Source organism: Archangium sp. (assembly GCF_057119385.1).
Window position 1 is genome coordinate 1 of sequence record NZ_DBNGVP010000082.1, and the last position, 13,311, is coordinate 13,311.

The window sequence follows — 13,311 nt, forward strand, 5'->3', positions numbered from 1 at the left end:
TCCAGGGCGTGGGCTGGCTCACGTGCGAGGAGGTGCTCTTCGACGCGAAGGGACGGCTCGTCACGCACTCGCCGGACACGTACAAGATTCCGGCGGTGGGCGACGCGCCCGAGGACTTCCGCGTGGCCCTGCTGGAGCGGGCGCCCCAGGACAACACCCTCCACGGCAGCAAGGCGGTGGGCGAGCCCCCGTTCATGCTGGCCATCGGGGCGGTGACGGCGCTGCGGCACGCGGTGTCTGCCTTCGGCCCCGCGCGCACCCCGGTGGACCTGGCCTCGCCCGCGACGCCGGAGGCCATCCTCCGCGCGGTGGAGGTGGCGCGGGCCGCGGGAGCGCTTCCGGACGGGAAGGCCTGAAGCCCCCCCCGCTTCCGGGCTTGGGAGGTGCCGCGTGTCCAATCGTCGTGAACCTCCACGTCCGGCGGCGGGTGCGCCCCGGTGGGCGGTGCTGCTGCTGGGGGTCCTCCTGCTCACTTCCGGCTGCGGCACGCCGGGCCCGCGCGCCCTGTCTCAACGTCGAGAACCGGGGGTCGAACCGTCCCCCTTCCAGGCGTCCGGCTCCGCCACCTCCCCGGAGGAAGGCGCACCGCGGCGCTTGCGCCGTCGGCGGAGTGCTCGTGGCCTGGGTTCGGACACCCGCGAGGCGGCCGTACATGGGGTGGCCAGCGGGGGAACCGTCCCCCTCGGTCCCGCCACCTGCGGCGGCCAGGCTGTGCCCCCGGGTTGGCCGGACTTCTCTTCCGGCGGCGAAGCGCTGCTGGCGCCCTTCCTCACCTGCACCTCGCCCGCCGAGTACGTCGCCCTGCAGCAGCGTGTGGACATGCCCCGGCTGGTGGAGGCTCTGGACGAGTGGAGCGCGGTGCGGCTGGGCGCCCTGGGGCCGGTGCGCGAGGACGCCGCCGCCCTGCTGCAGCGCAAGCGCGCCGCCTTCCTGGTGAGCGCCACCGAGCGCTACGGCCTCTTCCATGCCGAGGTGTTCGCCCTCTTCGTGCTGCACTCGGCCCACGACGACGAAGTGGACGCGGTGCTGCGGCTGCTGGCCGGGGACAAGCTGCTGGGACAGACGCTGGCCCTCATGCCCGCGGTGCGCGAGGAGTTGCGGGCGCGTGGCCTGTCCCTCTCGCGCTACCCGGAGCGGGCCGAGCGGGGCGGGGACGTGCTGCGGGGCCTGGGCCGTGCCGCCCGCGACGCGCTCGCCACCAGCCCCCTGGTGGACGGCGGGCGCTACCTGGAGATGACGGGACGGTGGGCGCAATTGCCCCCGCCCTACCAGCACGCCGCTCGCGAGGTGGAGCGGGCCCTGGCGCTGCGGCACTTCTCGGCGGGCAGTGTGGCACTGGGCACCTTCGACTCCCTGACGTTCGGGGTGCCGCTGGGCTTCTACTACCTGGTGATCGGCACGGGCCAAGGGGCGTACTCCTTCGGCCAGGGCCACTACGAGCAGGCCGCGCGCGAGCTCGCACCCGCCCTGCTGCTGGGGACGCTGTATGCCGGAGGCAAAGGCGTGCGCGCCCTGTCCCAGGCCCGGGGGGCCGGGCTGCCCGCGCGCGGCGGGCTCCCAACCGTGGAGCAGCGCCTGCGGAGCCTCCAGGCGGTGGCGCAAGAGCTGGAGGCGAAGCTGCCCGGGGAGGGCCTGCGGGAGTTGGCCCGGTGGATACGTGAGCGCCGGGAGGTGGGCCACTTCGTGGCCGTGGGAGGAGTGGACGCGGCGCTGGCGCTGCACCAGGCGCGGGGCAACGTGGCCCGGGCCCAGGCGATGATGTCCAGGGCCCGTCCCGGGGCCACCGGCGCCCCGGCGGAAAGCGGGGCGCACCAGGGGGCCGGGAAGGTGGCCTCCGTGGTGGACGACGGCGCTCGTGCCCGCCTCGAGGCCGGAGCGGCCGAGCGCGCCGGGGGAATGGCCTCACTGGTGGACGAGGGGGCGGGGCTCACCCGGGAGGTGGTGGAAGCGCGGCTGGCGCTGATGGAGTGGGAGGCTCCGGGCCCGCGTCTGCCCCGGGACGTGGCGGTGCTGGAGAAGCAACGGCCCTCCCTGGACGCTCCACCGCCCGGCGCCGAGGGCAACCCGCGCTGGGGAGAGTACGTGGCCTACTACGAGGAGCGCCTGCGAGAGCTCGAACAGGGCAAGGCGACCAAGGCCCCCATGCGCTGGGATGCCTATGAGCAGATGAGGGGGTGGTTCGCCCGGGGACTGACCTTCGAGCGCCTCATGGTGGAGTTGCTGGAGGCTGACGCGCTGCTGCCCCGGGCCCAGCGTCACTTCCTCGGAGCCTTCGTCAAACCTCGCATCTCGAGGTCCGTGGGAGTCTGGAAGCCGGAGAGCGGCTTGCGCTATGCGGATGTGCTCGTCATCGAGGAGGGCGGGCCTGCCGGAGTGCCTCCTCGCGTCGAGACCTTCAGCTTCAAGAGCCGCGATCTCTCGGGGCTCAAGTACGAGGCATTGAAGGCGCAGATGATTGAGGACGCGGGGGAAGCACTCCAGAAGTACGGGGGGACGCTGGACATCCGCCGGGATTCGGTCCACTCCATGCTCTCCGGGAGCCGCGAGGTACCCATTCAGCGGGTCCGCCTCGTTTACGAGGGTGGCAAGCTCAAGCCCTCGATGGCAGACGACTTGCGGAAGGCCATGGACGAAACCAAGAGGAAGGTGCCGGCAGTGGAGGTTCTGTTCCAATGAAGGTGCTGGAATTTCACGGCGTGAAGGATGAGGATTTCCTCCGGCTTTCCTTCGAAGGCACCTTCGACCCACGGGCGGCACTGGAGCGCGAGCTGGAGCCCTTCTTCCAAGCGCTCGAGGAATACGCCAGCGGGTGGATGCCGGATGTCGTTGAAGGCAAGCGGCAACGCAACTACGCCCGCGCCTCCCTCTGGAAGGCATTGCAGGAGAAGCACGACGGAGACAGCACGAGCTTCGGGCTCTACCGTACGAAGTGGCCAGCGTTGGATATGTCAATCGGGCTATGGCTGCCTCCCCGGCCTCCCACTCTGGATGTCTGGCTCAAGGTGAAACCGCTCTCCTTCTTCGGGGAGGCGGAGCGTTGCCGTCAACTCGTGGAGATGGTGCGTGCCTGGGCTTCCCGCTATCCCGTGACGTATGCCAGGGCCCACAGCGGTGATGACGCGCAGTTGGCGGGCTCCCCCAATTTCGGTCGCGATGACGAGACCGTGTTCAGGGACGGCTTCGACAAAATCTACGGCGTCTTCTGGCTCAACGTCTTCGGGCCGAAGCTGGTGGAGAGCGTCGGGCGCGAGCGGATGCTGTCCACGCCGGCTTGGCGGGTGGAGGAGTTGCCCAACGGCTGCGTCCTGCTGGTGACGAGGCCCACCGCCGCGGACTTCGCGAGCGACGAGGCGCGCCTGGCCCAGGCCCGCGCCCATGCCCACCTGCGGCCGGACCTGGACTTCGACACCCTCCTGCACGCCCTGCGCGAGCGCAGCGCCATGCTCGCCCCCGTGGAGCCTCGCTTCCACCCGGACGTGGCCCCGCTCCTCTCGCGCGTGGTGGACCGCACCGCCAGCCACGAGCGCCAGCGCAGGATCGCCGAGCTCAACGCCTGGCAACCCCCCGAGCCCGAGGAGTGGCGCCCCGCCGATTCCGCCCTGCCCCCGGACGTGGACGACCCGGCGCGCGCCCTGGAGCACTACAGCGACCTCGCCGAGCACCTGGTGGCCCTGCTGCACACGCCGGTGCCCTCCGTCTTCCAGGAGACGCCCGAGTCCCTCACGGACGTGGACTTCTATTTCTGGCGCGAGTCCTTCCCGAAGAGCCGCCTGCGGGAAAACATCGAGGCGTATGCGGTGCCCGCGATTGGCGCGTACCTGGGTGAGGTGCTGGTGCGCAATCTCGGCGGCCGGTGGATACCGCGCCAGAAGCTCGAGGAAGCCCAGGTGCTCGTGGGCCACCGTGTCTGGTTTCCCTTCGTCCGCGCCCGCCACTACATGGCCTCGTGCCAGGCGTTGCTGGACTTCTCGCTGACGAGGCTCTACCGCGTCGCCGAGCGGCACCGGGGCTGAGTCAGAGCACCTTGCGCGGCTGGACGAGGGCGTTGGCGAAGAGGAGTCCGGCGACGAGGGCCACGGCCACCATGAGCATGGAGAAGGCGGTGTCCACGCCGGCGAGCACGTCGCGGGCGAGCAGGGACTCCATGCTGCGGAAGCCGATGCTGCCGGGCACCAGCACCATGATGGCGGGCACCAGGGTGATGACGGCGGGGCGGTTGCGCACGCGGGCGAGCAGGTTGGTGACGAGCCCCACGATGAGCGCTCCGACGAAGGCGCCCAGCTGCGTGCCGAGCACCTCGGAGCCCAGGCGCGAGCCCACGTAGGCGAGCGTGCCGGCCACGCCGATCCATCCCCAGTCCTGGGGCCGGGCGCGGAAGAGGACGCTCACACCGAACAGCATGGACACGAGGGCGAGCGGCTCCGTCCAGCCGGGGAGGTCGGACACGGGGCCGAGCTTCGTGGGCAGGGGGAACCACTCCGCGAGCCGGGAGCCCAGCGCCACACCGAAGCCGAGCTCGAGGAACACGATCGCCGCGCCGGTGAGCCGTGAGGTGCCGGAGATGAGGTTGCGCGTGGCGAGCTCGTTGAGGGCCACCGTCAGGCTGAGGCCGGGCAGCAGCACGATGAGGCCCGCCAGGGTGACGATCTGCACGGAGAGGGGCCCCACGAGGCTCGCGGCGATGACGGCGAGGGCCGAGGAGAGGATGGCGGCCACCGGCTCCAGCACCCACATGGTCGAGGACTGGCGGCGCGTCCACAGATCCAACCCGCCGATGAGGAGGCTGATCAGCGCGGCGACGCCCATCTCGCGCGGGCCACCGCCGAAGAGCCGGGCACCACCGACAGCGGCCAGCGCCCAGCACAGCAGGAGCAAGGGACTGCCGTGGCGAGGGGGCTCGGCGAGGATGGACTCGACGCGCTCGGCGCCGTCCTCGGGAGAGAGCTCGCCGCGGATGACGGAGTCGGCGAGCGCATCGAGCCGGGCCAGCCGGCCGAGGTCCATCTCCCCGGGCTCCACGCGGATGAGGGAGGTCTTCAGGTCCTCGGGGGGTCCGAAGGACGCGAAGATGGAGGTAGGGGTGGAGAAGAAGCGGGCCTCCAGGCCCAGCCGTTGAGCCACCAGGCGCATCTGCTCCTCCAGCTGATGAGCGGGAGTGCCATAGCGGTGCAGCGCCTGCCCGAGCCGCAGCGTGAACGACACCGCTGGGACGGGAGGAGGCGCCTGGAGCGCGACGAGCTGTTCTGCCGGGAGCACAGGCCGCACATGTCAGAGGGCCTTCGGGGAGTCAAACGAAGCCTTTGTCACTCCCGGCGTCAACCCGCCTGCCTCCTCCGTCCGCGCGGGAGACCCGCCGTCTCCATCGCGAGCCGCACTTCCATGCCACAGCGGCACTGATTCCCTCGGGAACCGGACTGGCGAGCAGCTTGCAGAACGCCTGGAGAGCAGACGAGCGGAGTTGAAGTTTCTCCAAGAGTTGGTATTTCTCCAATGAGTGATGTTCCAGGTCACCTGCGGGCGAGTGACGCGAAGAGGCGGATCAGGGCCATCCAGGGCAGCGGATGGGTCGTCTTCAGCAGACATGCCAAGGACGAGATGCGGAAGGACGAGCTATCGCTAAGAGACGTGGAGAACGTGCTTCGCGGAGGCGTAGTGCGTGAACCCGAGTGGGAGAACGGGAGCTGGCGGTACCACGTCGAGACCGCGAAGATTCGCGTGGTCATCGCCTTTCATGACGAGAGCACGCTCATTGTGGTGACCGCTATGCGGAGGAACCGGTGAACAGCAAGTGTCTCACATGCGGCACGCCCATGAAGGGAACCCGGGAGAACATCAAGGATGACCTCATCGGTCTGGATGGCGTCACCTTGAAGGGGGTCATGGTCTACCGGTGTCCCAAATGCGGCGAGCATCAGTTGGGCATCTATAAGATTGCGGAGATGCACCGCCAGCTGGCCATGGTGGTTGCCCGGCGCCGGGAGAAGCTGGGTCCGAAGGAGATCCGCTTCCTGCGGAAGTACCTCGGGCTCTCCAGCAAGGACTTCGCGGACAAGATGGGCGTGGACAAGACGACCGTCTCCAAGTGGGAGCGCGTTGATGCTCCGGCCCCCATGGGCCAGCCCGCGGAGAGGCTCCTCCGCCTCATGGTGATGGTGGACAGGCCTGTCGAGGAATATCCGCTCGAGGAGACGGGGCTCGTCGAGGCCAAGCCGATCCGGATGGTTCTCGAAGAAGGCAAGGGCTCCCAGGGGTGGCGGGTCGTTCCTTCTTCTTGACGAACGGGCCACTTCGCCGTGCTCATACGGCCCATGAGTGACTTCGCGCAGGGTTTCATCTTGTTGGGAGCGGCCCGGACCAAGGTGCAGCGCTGGTTGGGCTCCCGCCCGTTGCCGGCCTTCCTCGCCGCCGGTCCGGGCAAGGCGCTGCGGCTGTGGCCCCGTGCCGAGGGCGAGGCCGCCGAAGCCGCCGCCACCGCCCTCTCCGGCGAGCTCCCCAAGAGCCGCGTCGTCGCCTTCTCCATCGGTCAGGACTCCCTGAGCCTCAGCGTCCACGTGGACGGCACCTGCCAGACCCGCGAGGAGGTCGCCCTGCGCATGCGCACCGCGAAGCAACTCTCCCAGGCCCACGCCGCCCTCCAGCGCGTCTCCACCGCCCTCGACTTCAAGGGACACCGGCCCACGCTCCTGCGTGACGGCGACAGCGTCCCCGGTTTCCTCGCCCTCGCCGGGGTGAAGGAGGCCGACCTGTCCTCCCTGTCGCACGCGCGGCTCGTGGAGGCCCGCCAGCACCAGGAGGCTCCGGATGCCGCGCGCTTCCAGGACTTCACCTACGTGGACGAGCAGGGAAAGGCCCATCCCTTCTTCGCCAGCACTCCGGGCCCGGAGACCTGAAGGCCATGCTGCTCACCACGCCCCTGACCACGTCCCGCCTGCTGCTGCGCGAATTCGTGGAGGACGACTGGCGCGCCACCCACCCCTACGAGTCCGACCCCGAGGTGGTGCGCTACCAGTCCCATGGCGTCCGCACCCCCGAGGAGAGCCGGGACTACATCCTCCGGGTGATGGCCCTCGCGCGCGAGACGCCCCGGCACGTCTACGACTTCGCCGTGGTGCTGCGCGACAGCCACCGGCTCATCGGGCGCTGCGGCATGCGCATCACCGACCCCGAGCTGCGCGAGGCCTCCCTCTGGTACATCCTCGACCGCTCGCAGTGGGGCCGGGGCTACATCACCGAGGCGGCGCGGGGCCTCATGGACTTCGGCTTCGGGACGCTCGGCCTGCACCGCATGTGGGCCGACTGCGACCCGCGCAACCCCGGCTCCTTCCGCGTCATGGAGAAGCTCGGCATGCGCCAGGAAGCCCACTTCCGCGAGAACGGCTTCTACAAGGGCGAGTGGTGTGACTCCCTCATCTACGCCCTGCTCGACCGCGAGTGGCGGGCCCTTCCTCCGGCCCGGTAGTTCCCACACTCGAGAGCCCCCGCACAAAGCAAGGCCGGGCGAGGCGATGACGCCCCGTCCGGCCTCGTGCGCTTCGTGGCTCCAAGCCCGGCCCCGCGTCAGGGGGCGCCCGGCTCAGTGCACGGAGGTGTAATCATCGAGCGGCGGCAGCGGAGGAATGGAGCCACGCTCGCGCTCGCTCTCCGAGGACGCCGAGGCCTGGAACTCCTCGTCCTGGGTGCCCTCTTCCCCGGTCTGCCCGGAGAGCTTGCTCTCGAGCTGGTCGCCGAGGGTGGAGATGCGCTCCTTGACCTTGGCCTTGGCGGGCTCGATGAGCTGGCGCTCGCGGTTGGTCACCGGGATGAAGCTGGCGAACAGCGCGCCGATGGCGAGGCCGCCGATGGCCAGCAGCACCGGATTCTCGGACACGGTGCCGTACCAGTCCGAGGCCTGGTGGCGGATCTGCCCGCGGTCCGGGATGCGCTCACGCAGCCCGTGGGTCTTGTCCATGGCCCGGTCCACCAGGCCGCTGGCGCGCTCCTTGATGTCAGAGGCCTTGTCCTTGGCCATGTCCATGACGTCCGAGGCGCGCTCCTTCAGGCCGCCGCCGCTGTCCACGCCGCCCAGGTTCATGGACGAGGAGGTGCCCACGTCCGTGCTGGTGCGCACGTCGAGGCCGGCGGTGCCCAGCGAGCCCAGCTTGTCGCCGGTGGGCCGCATCAGGCCCCCATCCGGTGCGGGCACCAGGGACGGGGTGCTCCGGTCATGGTCGCCGTACATCCGGCTGTTCCAGTGCGACTGCTGGCGCACGTCGAAGGCCTTCTTCATCAGCGCCGAGCCCACTCCGGCACCGAGAATCGCTCCCAACATGCTCCAGCCCCTGGGCGTGTCCGCCCGTTCCTTCACCTCGTGGCTCTTGCGCATCACGGTCTCCCTGGCTTGCGTCTTGATTTCGTCGACCTTCTCCACCGCCTTCTCCCGGGCCTGCTCCTTGAGGTCCGAGACCTTCTCCGCGGCGATCGCCTTGAGGTGCTCCGGCTCCATGCGCCGGGCCAGCTCATCGGCGAGCTCGCTCATGCGTGCCCGTGCATCTGAGATTTCACGGATTGGAACGTCCTGCTCGCCCATTGACTGTCCTCCTTCAGGGTTTGAATGGTCTGGTTCGGTGCGTGGACCTGCTCGAGGCTCTTGATGCCCGCCATGGCGACCCCCGCGCCGATGGCGAGGAAGAGCACCGTGACGATGAGCGCGGCGGCCCACAGCGGCAGCACGAGGTCCAGCAGGACGATGGCGAAGGCCGCGAAGGCGAGGGCGCCGATGAGCAGCAGCACGCCTCCCACGCCCACCATCACACTGCCCGCCTTGACCTTCGTCACCTCCTGGCGCAGCTCGGTCTTGGCCAGGGCGATCTCCGCGCGGATGAGGCGCTTGCCCTGATCGAAGAACTCGCCCACCAGCGAGCCGAACGCGCGTCCCGACATCCCATCACCTGGGACGGTGCGGTCTTCGTAGTCGAAGCCACTTCGAGTGTTGGGGTTGCCCGGTTGCATCGTGTCCCCTCCTAATCCTTGAGGATGCGGGCGGCGAGGAAGCCGAGGGCGACGCAGCCGGCGAAGAAGGGCGCGGGCTTCTCGCGGATGAACTGCTTCGCGTCACGCACCAGCTCCTCGGTGGAGCCGTTCTCGATGCGGTCCGAGAACTGGCGCACGTAGCCCACGGCGCCGTTGAGCAGCTGCTGAGAGAAGCCGTCCGCGTTCTGCGAGGCGTTCTCCAGCGTGGAGACGAAGCCGTGGAGGCTCTTGATGAGATCGCCCTTGCGATCGTCGATCTGGTGGTAGACGCGGTCCCGCGTCACACCGGTGAAGCGCTTCACCTGCTCCTTGCCCTGAGCCGTGAAACCGGTGTCCTGCTCCGTCCCGATGGACTGGCTGGTGCCGGTAAAACTGGAACCCTGCATTCCCCCTTCAGTCACGGTTGCCATGCGTTTTCCTCCGAGTAGGTTGACTGTGGTGGTGCTCATCCGGGAATGGCCCACACATGCTTCAAGCTAGGCATGCTCAGGCAGGCGCCAGGACGGGAGCGGGGAACGCTCGCGAAGCAGGCGGCGGAGGGGGTGGGGCCCGGAGGGTGGGAATAGGAATGGGAAATCAACGCAGCAGGAGGGGATTCGCGGATGGCGAGGAAGCCGAAGACACCCCGGTGGTTGGAGGCCGCGCGCCGGCGCCAGGAGCCGGTGCCGGAGGGACACCGCGCGGACTGGCTGGCGCGAGCGCTGGGGCGTGCCGGGGTGATGCCCCGGGCCGAGGCGGAGCAGGCCATCCGGGAGGGACGGGTGGAGGTGGACGGGCGTGTGGAGCGCGAGCCCTTCGCGCCGGTGCACGCGGGCAGCGGGGTGCGGGTGGATGGGACGCTCCGCTCGCTGGAGGCGCGGACGCTGGCGCTGATGTTCCACAAGCCCGCGGGCGTGGTGGTGCACGGGAGCGATCCCGAGGGCATCGGCACCGTCTTCGAGCGGCTGCGCGCGGTGCTGCCGCCAGAACTGTGCGGCCATGAGTGGTACGCGGTGGGGCGGTTGGACCGGGACACCACGGGCCTGCTGCTCTTCACCAACGAGGAGCGGCTGGTGGCGCACGCGACCTCGCCGGAGACGCACGTGCCCAAGCGCTACGTGGCGGACGTCGAGGGCACTCCTTCCGAGGCGGCCCTCCAGCGGCTGCGCGAGGGCGTGGTGCTCGACGACGGACCGACCAGGCCGGCGGGCGCCCGGTTGCTGGCCGCGGACCGGGTCGAGCTGGTGCTCACCGAGGGGCGGCACCACCAGGTGAAGCGGATGCTGGCGGCGGTGGGGCACCCGGTGCGGACGCTGCACCGCGAGGCCGTGGGCTCGCTGGTGCTGGACGTGCCGGAGGGCGCCTGCCGCCTGCTCACGGACGCCGAAGTCGCACAGGGCCTCGGCTTTCGAGACCTCCCCTCTCCCTCTGGGAGAGGGCCAGGGTGAGGGTCGTCACGCTTCCCGTCGCGCGTACTCCCGCACGACAGCGCGGGCCTGTTCTGCCAGCGCGAGGCTTTCGGGCAGCTCCCTCCCGAGCAGCCGCGGGACGGCCAGGGCGAGGCTCACGGAGTTGGTGAGGACGCAGCCGCGTACGTCCTCTACCTGCCCCCGAAGCAAGGTGCGCTCCACGATGGGCATTTCCCCGAGCCGCCCTTCCCGCAGCAGCACGGAGCGGATGATGCCGGGGAGGCACGGGGTCTCCAGCGGCGGCGTCACCACGGCATCGCCCACGAGGAAGAACAGGTTCCCATTCGGAACCTCGCAGAGCTCCCCGGCCTCGTTGACGAAGACGGTGCCGCGCCCGAGGTGCGCGTACTGCCGCAGGTACGAGACGCTCTTGTGATTCAGGGTGGGATCGCCCCGGCGGTAGCAGCGGTCCTCCACCGAGTCGAGGACCACCCCTTCGCCCGGGGCTCGCGGGGGCAGGGGCCGGAAGGACAGCAGCAGCTTCCCATCTCCCGCCACCAGCTTGGCCACGCCGGTGAAGCGAGGCCTCAGCGTGGCCTCCGCCTCCAGGCACCGGCGCAGCGCCTCGCGGACGGCCTCGGGGGTGAGCACCTCGGGCGGAGGCGCGTGCACGCAGCCCGCATGCGCCCCGAGGCTCTCGCGCAGCCGCGTCAGGTGCCGAGCGAGGAACATCGGAGCGCCCTCCTCGACGAGGAGCGTCTCGAAGAAACCCGCGCCGAAGAAGAAGGACTGGAGGAAGTCCTGGAGCCGCAGGTCCTCCAGCCGGCACACCTCGCCGTTCACCGCCACCGTCCCCGTCATCCGATGCGCGCCTCCAGGAAGTTGGCGAGCAGCTGGTTGCCGTGCGGCGTGAGGAAGGACTCGGGATGGAACTGGATGCCCTCCAGCCACGGGTACTCGCGGTGGCGCAGGCCCATCACCAGCTCGCCGCACCAGGCGGAGACCTCCAGGCATGCCGGGAGGCTCGCCCGGTCCACCACCAGCGAGTGGTAGCGCGCGGCGACGAAGGGCCTCGGCAGGCCGCGGAAGACGCCCCGGTCATCGTGGTGGATGTCCGCCGTCTTCCCGTGCACGGGCACCGGCGCCCGCACGACGCGCCCGCCGAACACCTGCCCCAGCGACTGGTGGCCCAGGCACACCCCGAGGATGGGTACCCGGCCCGCGAAGGCCCGGATGACCTCCATCGAGATGCCGGCCTCGTCCGGCGTGCACGGGCCCGGGGAGATGACGATGTGGTCCGGCTTCAGCGCCTCCACCCCGGCGAGCGTGAGGGCGTTGTTGCGCACCACCTTCAGCTCCGCCCCGAGCCCTCCCAGTGCCTGCACGAGGTTGAAGGTGAAGGAGTCGAAGTTGTCGATGAGCAGCATCATGCCGCGTCTCCCTCCGGGCGCGCGGACAGGGCGAGCAGCAGCGAGCGCGCCTTGTGCAGCGTCTCCTGGTACTCGCGCCTTGGCTCCGAGTCGTGGACGATGCCCGCGCCCACCTGCACGTGGGCCCTGCCGCCCTTCAGCACCACGGTGCGGATGACGATGTTCAGGTCCAGCTCGCCCGTGAAGCTCACGTACCCGAGCGAGCCCGTGTAGAGCCCCCGGGCGTGGGGCTCCAGCTCGGTGATGATCTGCATGGTGCGGATCTTCGGTACGCCGGTGATGGTGCCGCCCGGGAACACCGCCGCCACCACGTCGAGCGGCTCCACGCCCGGGGCGAGCCGGCCCACCACCTCGGACTCGATGTGGAGGACGTGGGCGTACTCGGTGATCTCCATCAGCTTCGTCACCTGGACGCTGCCATAGGCGCAGACGCGCCCCAGGTCGTTGCGCTCCAGGTCCACCAGCATCGCGTGCTCGGCGCGCTCCTTCTCGTTGGTGCGCAGCTCGTGGACGAAGCGGGCGTCCTCCTCCGGCGTCCCCCTGCGGCGCGTGCCCGCGATGGGCCGCGTGAGGGCCCTTCCGTCCTCCACCCGCACCAGCCGCTCGGGCGAGGCGCTCACCACCTCGAGGCCGTCCAGCTCCAGGTAGCTGGCGAAGTGCACCGGGCTGACCGTGGACAGCACCTCGTACAGCTCCAGCGCGGACAGCCGCGGCTCCACCTCCAGCCGCTGCGAGAGGTTCACCTGGTACGTGTCCCCCGCGCGGATGTACTCGCGCACGCGCTCCACCGCGTGCAGGTAGTCCTCCTGCGTGAAGTTGGAGCGCCACGCCACGTCCGGCGTCTGTCCGTCCGCGAGGCGCCAGGCGGGCCGGGTGGGCCCTCGGGCCACGGACTCGTGGATCTGGCGCTCCAGGGCTTCCACCCGTCGCGTGCAGTCGCCGTAGTCACCGCCCGTGGCCACCACGAGCGCGCGGTTCTCCTGTGCGTCCACCGCCACGAAGGTGTCCACGAAGCCCAGCGCGATGTCCGGCATCTGGAGATCGTCGTTCGGGTGGCGCGGCAGGGACTCGAAGTAGTGGGCCGCTTCGTAGGCGAAGAATCCCACCGCGCCGCCGCAGAAGAGCGGCATCCCCGGCAGCCGGACGCCCCGCCAGCGCTTCAGCAGCTCGCGCAGCACGGCCAGCGGCTCGCCCGGGTGGGGCTCTCCGTTCACCTCGCAGCGGGGGCCCTTGGCCCGGAAGGTGAGGAAGGGTTTCGTGCCCACGAAGGAGTAGCGGCCCTCGCTGGAGGTCCGCGTGCTCTCCAGCAGGAAGCGCTGGCCCGCGGGCAGGGCGCGCAGCAGGTCCACCGGCTTCAGACCGTGGAGCTCCACCGTGCGCACGAGGGGAATCTGGTTGTAGCCCTCCGCGACGAGCGCCTCGAAGCGCTCGCGGCTCAGCGGGGACGGAGTGGGGGAGACCGGCATGGGCGCAGGGCTTGTAAC

15 protein-coding genes are annotated in these 13,311 nt (G+C 70.1%); 8 read left to right on the plus strand and 7 right to left on the minus strand.

Features of this window, described 5'->3' with window-relative positions; genetic code table 11:
- The 3 genes from AC16DP_RS20075 to AC16DP_RS20085 form a co-directional block, all read left to right on the plus strand.
- A partial coding sequence (locus tag AC16DP_RS20075; protein WP_483956821.1) for a molybdopterin cofactor-binding domain-containing protein occupies nt 1–356 on the plus strand: 356 nt, incomplete at its 5' end.
- 238 nt (nt 357–594) lie between these two features.
- Nucleotides 595–2,676 (plus strand): hypothetical protein, encoded by a 2,082-nt coding sequence (locus tag AC16DP_RS20080; protein ID WP_329725625.1) that lies wholly within the window; start codon nt 595–597, stop codon nt 2,674–2,676.
- Nucleotides 2,673–4,013 carry a hypothetical protein gene (locus tag AC16DP_RS20085; RefSeq protein WP_329725626.1) on the plus strand — a complete coding sequence of 447 codons (1,341 nt, stop codon included), beginning with the start codon at nt 2,673–2,675 and terminating at the stop codon, nt 4,011–4,013. Before AC16DP_RS20080 ends, AC16DP_RS20085 begins: the two co-directional genes overlap by 4 nt.
- Before the next feature lies 1 nt (nt 4,014).
- Here AC16DP_RS20085 and AC16DP_RS20090 read toward each other — a convergent pair whose 3' ends face one another.
- Nucleotides 4,015–5,256 carry a threonine/serine exporter family protein gene (locus AC16DP_RS20090; protein ID WP_329725627.1) on the minus strand — a complete coding sequence of 414 codons (1,242 nt, stop codon included), beginning with the start codon at nt 5,254–5,256 and terminating at the stop codon, nt 4,015–4,017.
- A 234-nt stretch (nt 5,257–5,490) separates the two neighbouring features.
- On the opposite strand from AC16DP_RS20090, the gene AC16DP_RS20095 reads away from it, so the two are divergent.
- From AC16DP_RS20095 to AC16DP_RS20110, 4 genes are read left to right on the plus strand one after another with little or no spacing between them, the layout of a single operon-like run.
- Nucleotides 5,491–5,781 (plus strand): DUF4258 domain-containing protein, encoded by a 291-nt coding sequence (locus AC16DP_RS20095; protein ID WP_329725628.1) that lies wholly within the window; start codon nt 5,491–5,493, stop codon nt 5,779–5,781.
- A complete protein-coding gene (locus tag AC16DP_RS20100; protein ID WP_329725629.1) occupies nt 5,778–6,275 on the plus strand; it encodes a type II TA system antitoxin MqsA family protein in 498 nt (165 codons plus the stop codon). The genes AC16DP_RS20095 and AC16DP_RS20100 overlap by 4 nt, the downstream gene beginning before the upstream one ends.
- Before the next feature lie 33 nt (nt 6,276–6,308).
- Nucleotides 6,309–6,890 carry a hypothetical protein gene (locus tag AC16DP_RS20105; RefSeq protein WP_329725630.1) on the plus strand — a complete coding sequence of 194 codons (582 nt, stop codon included), beginning with the start codon at nt 6,309–6,311 and terminating at the stop codon, nt 6,888–6,890.
- Between the two features lie 5 nt (nt 6,891–6,895).
- Nucleotides 6,896–7,459 (plus strand): GNAT family N-acetyltransferase, encoded by a 564-nt coding sequence (locus AC16DP_RS20110; protein ID WP_329725631.1) that lies wholly within the window; start codon nt 6,896–6,898, stop codon nt 7,457–7,459.
- A 114-nt stretch (nt 7,460–7,573) separates the two neighbouring features.
- Here AC16DP_RS20110 and AC16DP_RS20115 read toward each other — a convergent pair whose 3' ends face one another.
- The 3 genes from AC16DP_RS20115 to AC16DP_RS20125 are packed head-to-tail and all read right to left on the minus strand — an operon-like array spanning nt 7,574 to nt 9,419.
- A complete protein-coding gene (locus AC16DP_RS20115; RefSeq protein ID WP_329725632.1) occupies nt 7,574–8,515 on the minus strand; it encodes a hypothetical protein in 942 nt (313 codons plus the stop codon).
- Complete coding sequence (locus AC16DP_RS20120; protein ID WP_329725633.1) at nt 8,512–8,988, minus strand: phage holin family protein; 477 nt, start codon at nt 8,986–8,988, stop codon at nt 8,512–8,514. Before AC16DP_RS20120 ends, AC16DP_RS20115 begins: the two co-directional genes overlap by 4 nt.
- Before the next feature lie 11 nt (nt 8,989–8,999).
- Nucleotides 9,000–9,419: a hypothetical protein gene (locus AC16DP_RS20125; protein WP_329725634.1), complete on the minus strand. Its 420-nt coding sequence runs from the start codon at nt 9,417–9,419 to the stop codon at nt 9,000–9,002.
- Nucleotides 9,420–9,611: 192 nt separating this feature from the next.
- Between AC16DP_RS20125 and AC16DP_RS20130 the strand changes: the two genes are divergently transcribed.
- Nucleotides 9,612–10,436, plus strand: a complete 825-nt coding sequence (locus AC16DP_RS20130) for a pseudouridine synthase (RefSeq protein WP_329725635.1) — start codon at nt 9,612–9,614, stop codon at nt 10,434–10,436.
- Between the two features lie 6 nt (nt 10,437–10,442).
- Here the strand turns inward: AC16DP_RS20130 and AC16DP_RS20135 are convergent, their stop codons facing one another.
- Genes AC16DP_RS20135 through AC16DP_RS20145 form a run of 3 tightly spaced genes read right to left on the minus strand, consistent with a single transcriptional unit; the run spans nt 10,443 to nt 13,293 of the window.
- Entirely contained in the window at nt 10,443–11,258 is an 816-nt protein-coding gene (locus AC16DP_RS20135) for an aminotransferase class IV (protein ID WP_329725636.1), read from the minus strand.
- Entirely contained in the window at nt 11,255–11,827 is a 573-nt protein-coding gene (locus AC16DP_RS20140; protein ID WP_329725637.1) for an anthranilate synthase component II, read from the minus strand. The genes AC16DP_RS20135 and AC16DP_RS20140 overlap by 4 nt, the downstream gene beginning before the upstream one ends.
- On the minus strand, nt 11,824–13,293 hold the full coding sequence (locus AC16DP_RS20145; RefSeq protein WP_329725638.1) for an anthranilate synthase component I family protein: 1,470 nt from the start codon (nt 13,291–13,293) through the stop codon (nt 11,824–11,826). Before AC16DP_RS20145 ends, AC16DP_RS20140 begins: the two co-directional genes overlap by 4 nt.
- Nucleotides 13,294–13,311: the final 18 nt, after the last annotated feature.

Bases quoted from the DNA above. Each gene is read 5' to 3' on its own strand.
- AC16DP_RS20085 (WP_329725626.1), top strand. From the start codon at position 2,673: ATGAAGGTGCTGGAATTTCACGGCGTGAAGGATGAGGATTTCCTCCGG.
- AC16DP_RS20095 (WP_329725628.1), top strand. From the start codon at position 5,491: ATGAGTGATGTTCCAGGTCACCTGCGGGCGAGTGACGCGAAGAGGCGG.
- AC16DP_RS20105 (WP_329725630.1), top strand. From the start codon at position 6,309: ATGAGTGACTTCGCGCAGGGTTTCATCTTGTTGGGAGCGGCCCGGACC.
- AC16DP_RS20110 (WP_329725631.1), top strand. From the start codon at position 6,896: ATGCTGCTCACCACGCCCCTGACCACGTCCCGCCTGCTGCTGCGCGAA.
- AC16DP_RS20115 (WP_329725632.1), bottom strand. From the start codon at position 8,515: ATGAGCGAGCTCGCCGATGAGCTGGCCCGGCGCATGGAGCCGGAGCAC.
- AC16DP_RS20120 (WP_329725633.1), bottom strand. From the start codon at position 8,988: ATGCAACCGGGCAACCCCAACACTCGAAGTGGCTTCGACTACGAAGAC.
- AC16DP_RS20125 (WP_329725634.1), bottom strand. From the start codon at position 9,419: ATGGCAACCGTGACTGAAGGGGGAATGCAGGGTTCCAGTTTTACCGGC.
- AC16DP_RS20130 (WP_329725635.1), top strand. From the start codon at position 9,612: ATGGCGAGGAAGCCGAAGACACCCCGGTGGTTGGAGGCCGCGCGCCGG.
- AC16DP_RS20135 (WP_329725636.1), bottom strand. From the start codon at position 11,258: ATGACGGGGACGGTGGCGGTGAACGGCGAGGTGTGCCGGCTGGAGGAC.
- AC16DP_RS20140 (WP_329725637.1), bottom strand. From the start codon at position 11,827: ATGATGCTGCTCATCGACAACTTCGACTCCTTCACCTTCAACCTCGTG.
- AC16DP_RS20145 (WP_329725638.1), bottom strand. From the start codon at position 13,293: ATGCCGGTCTCCCCCACTCCGTCCCCGCTGAGCCGCGAGCGCTTCGAG.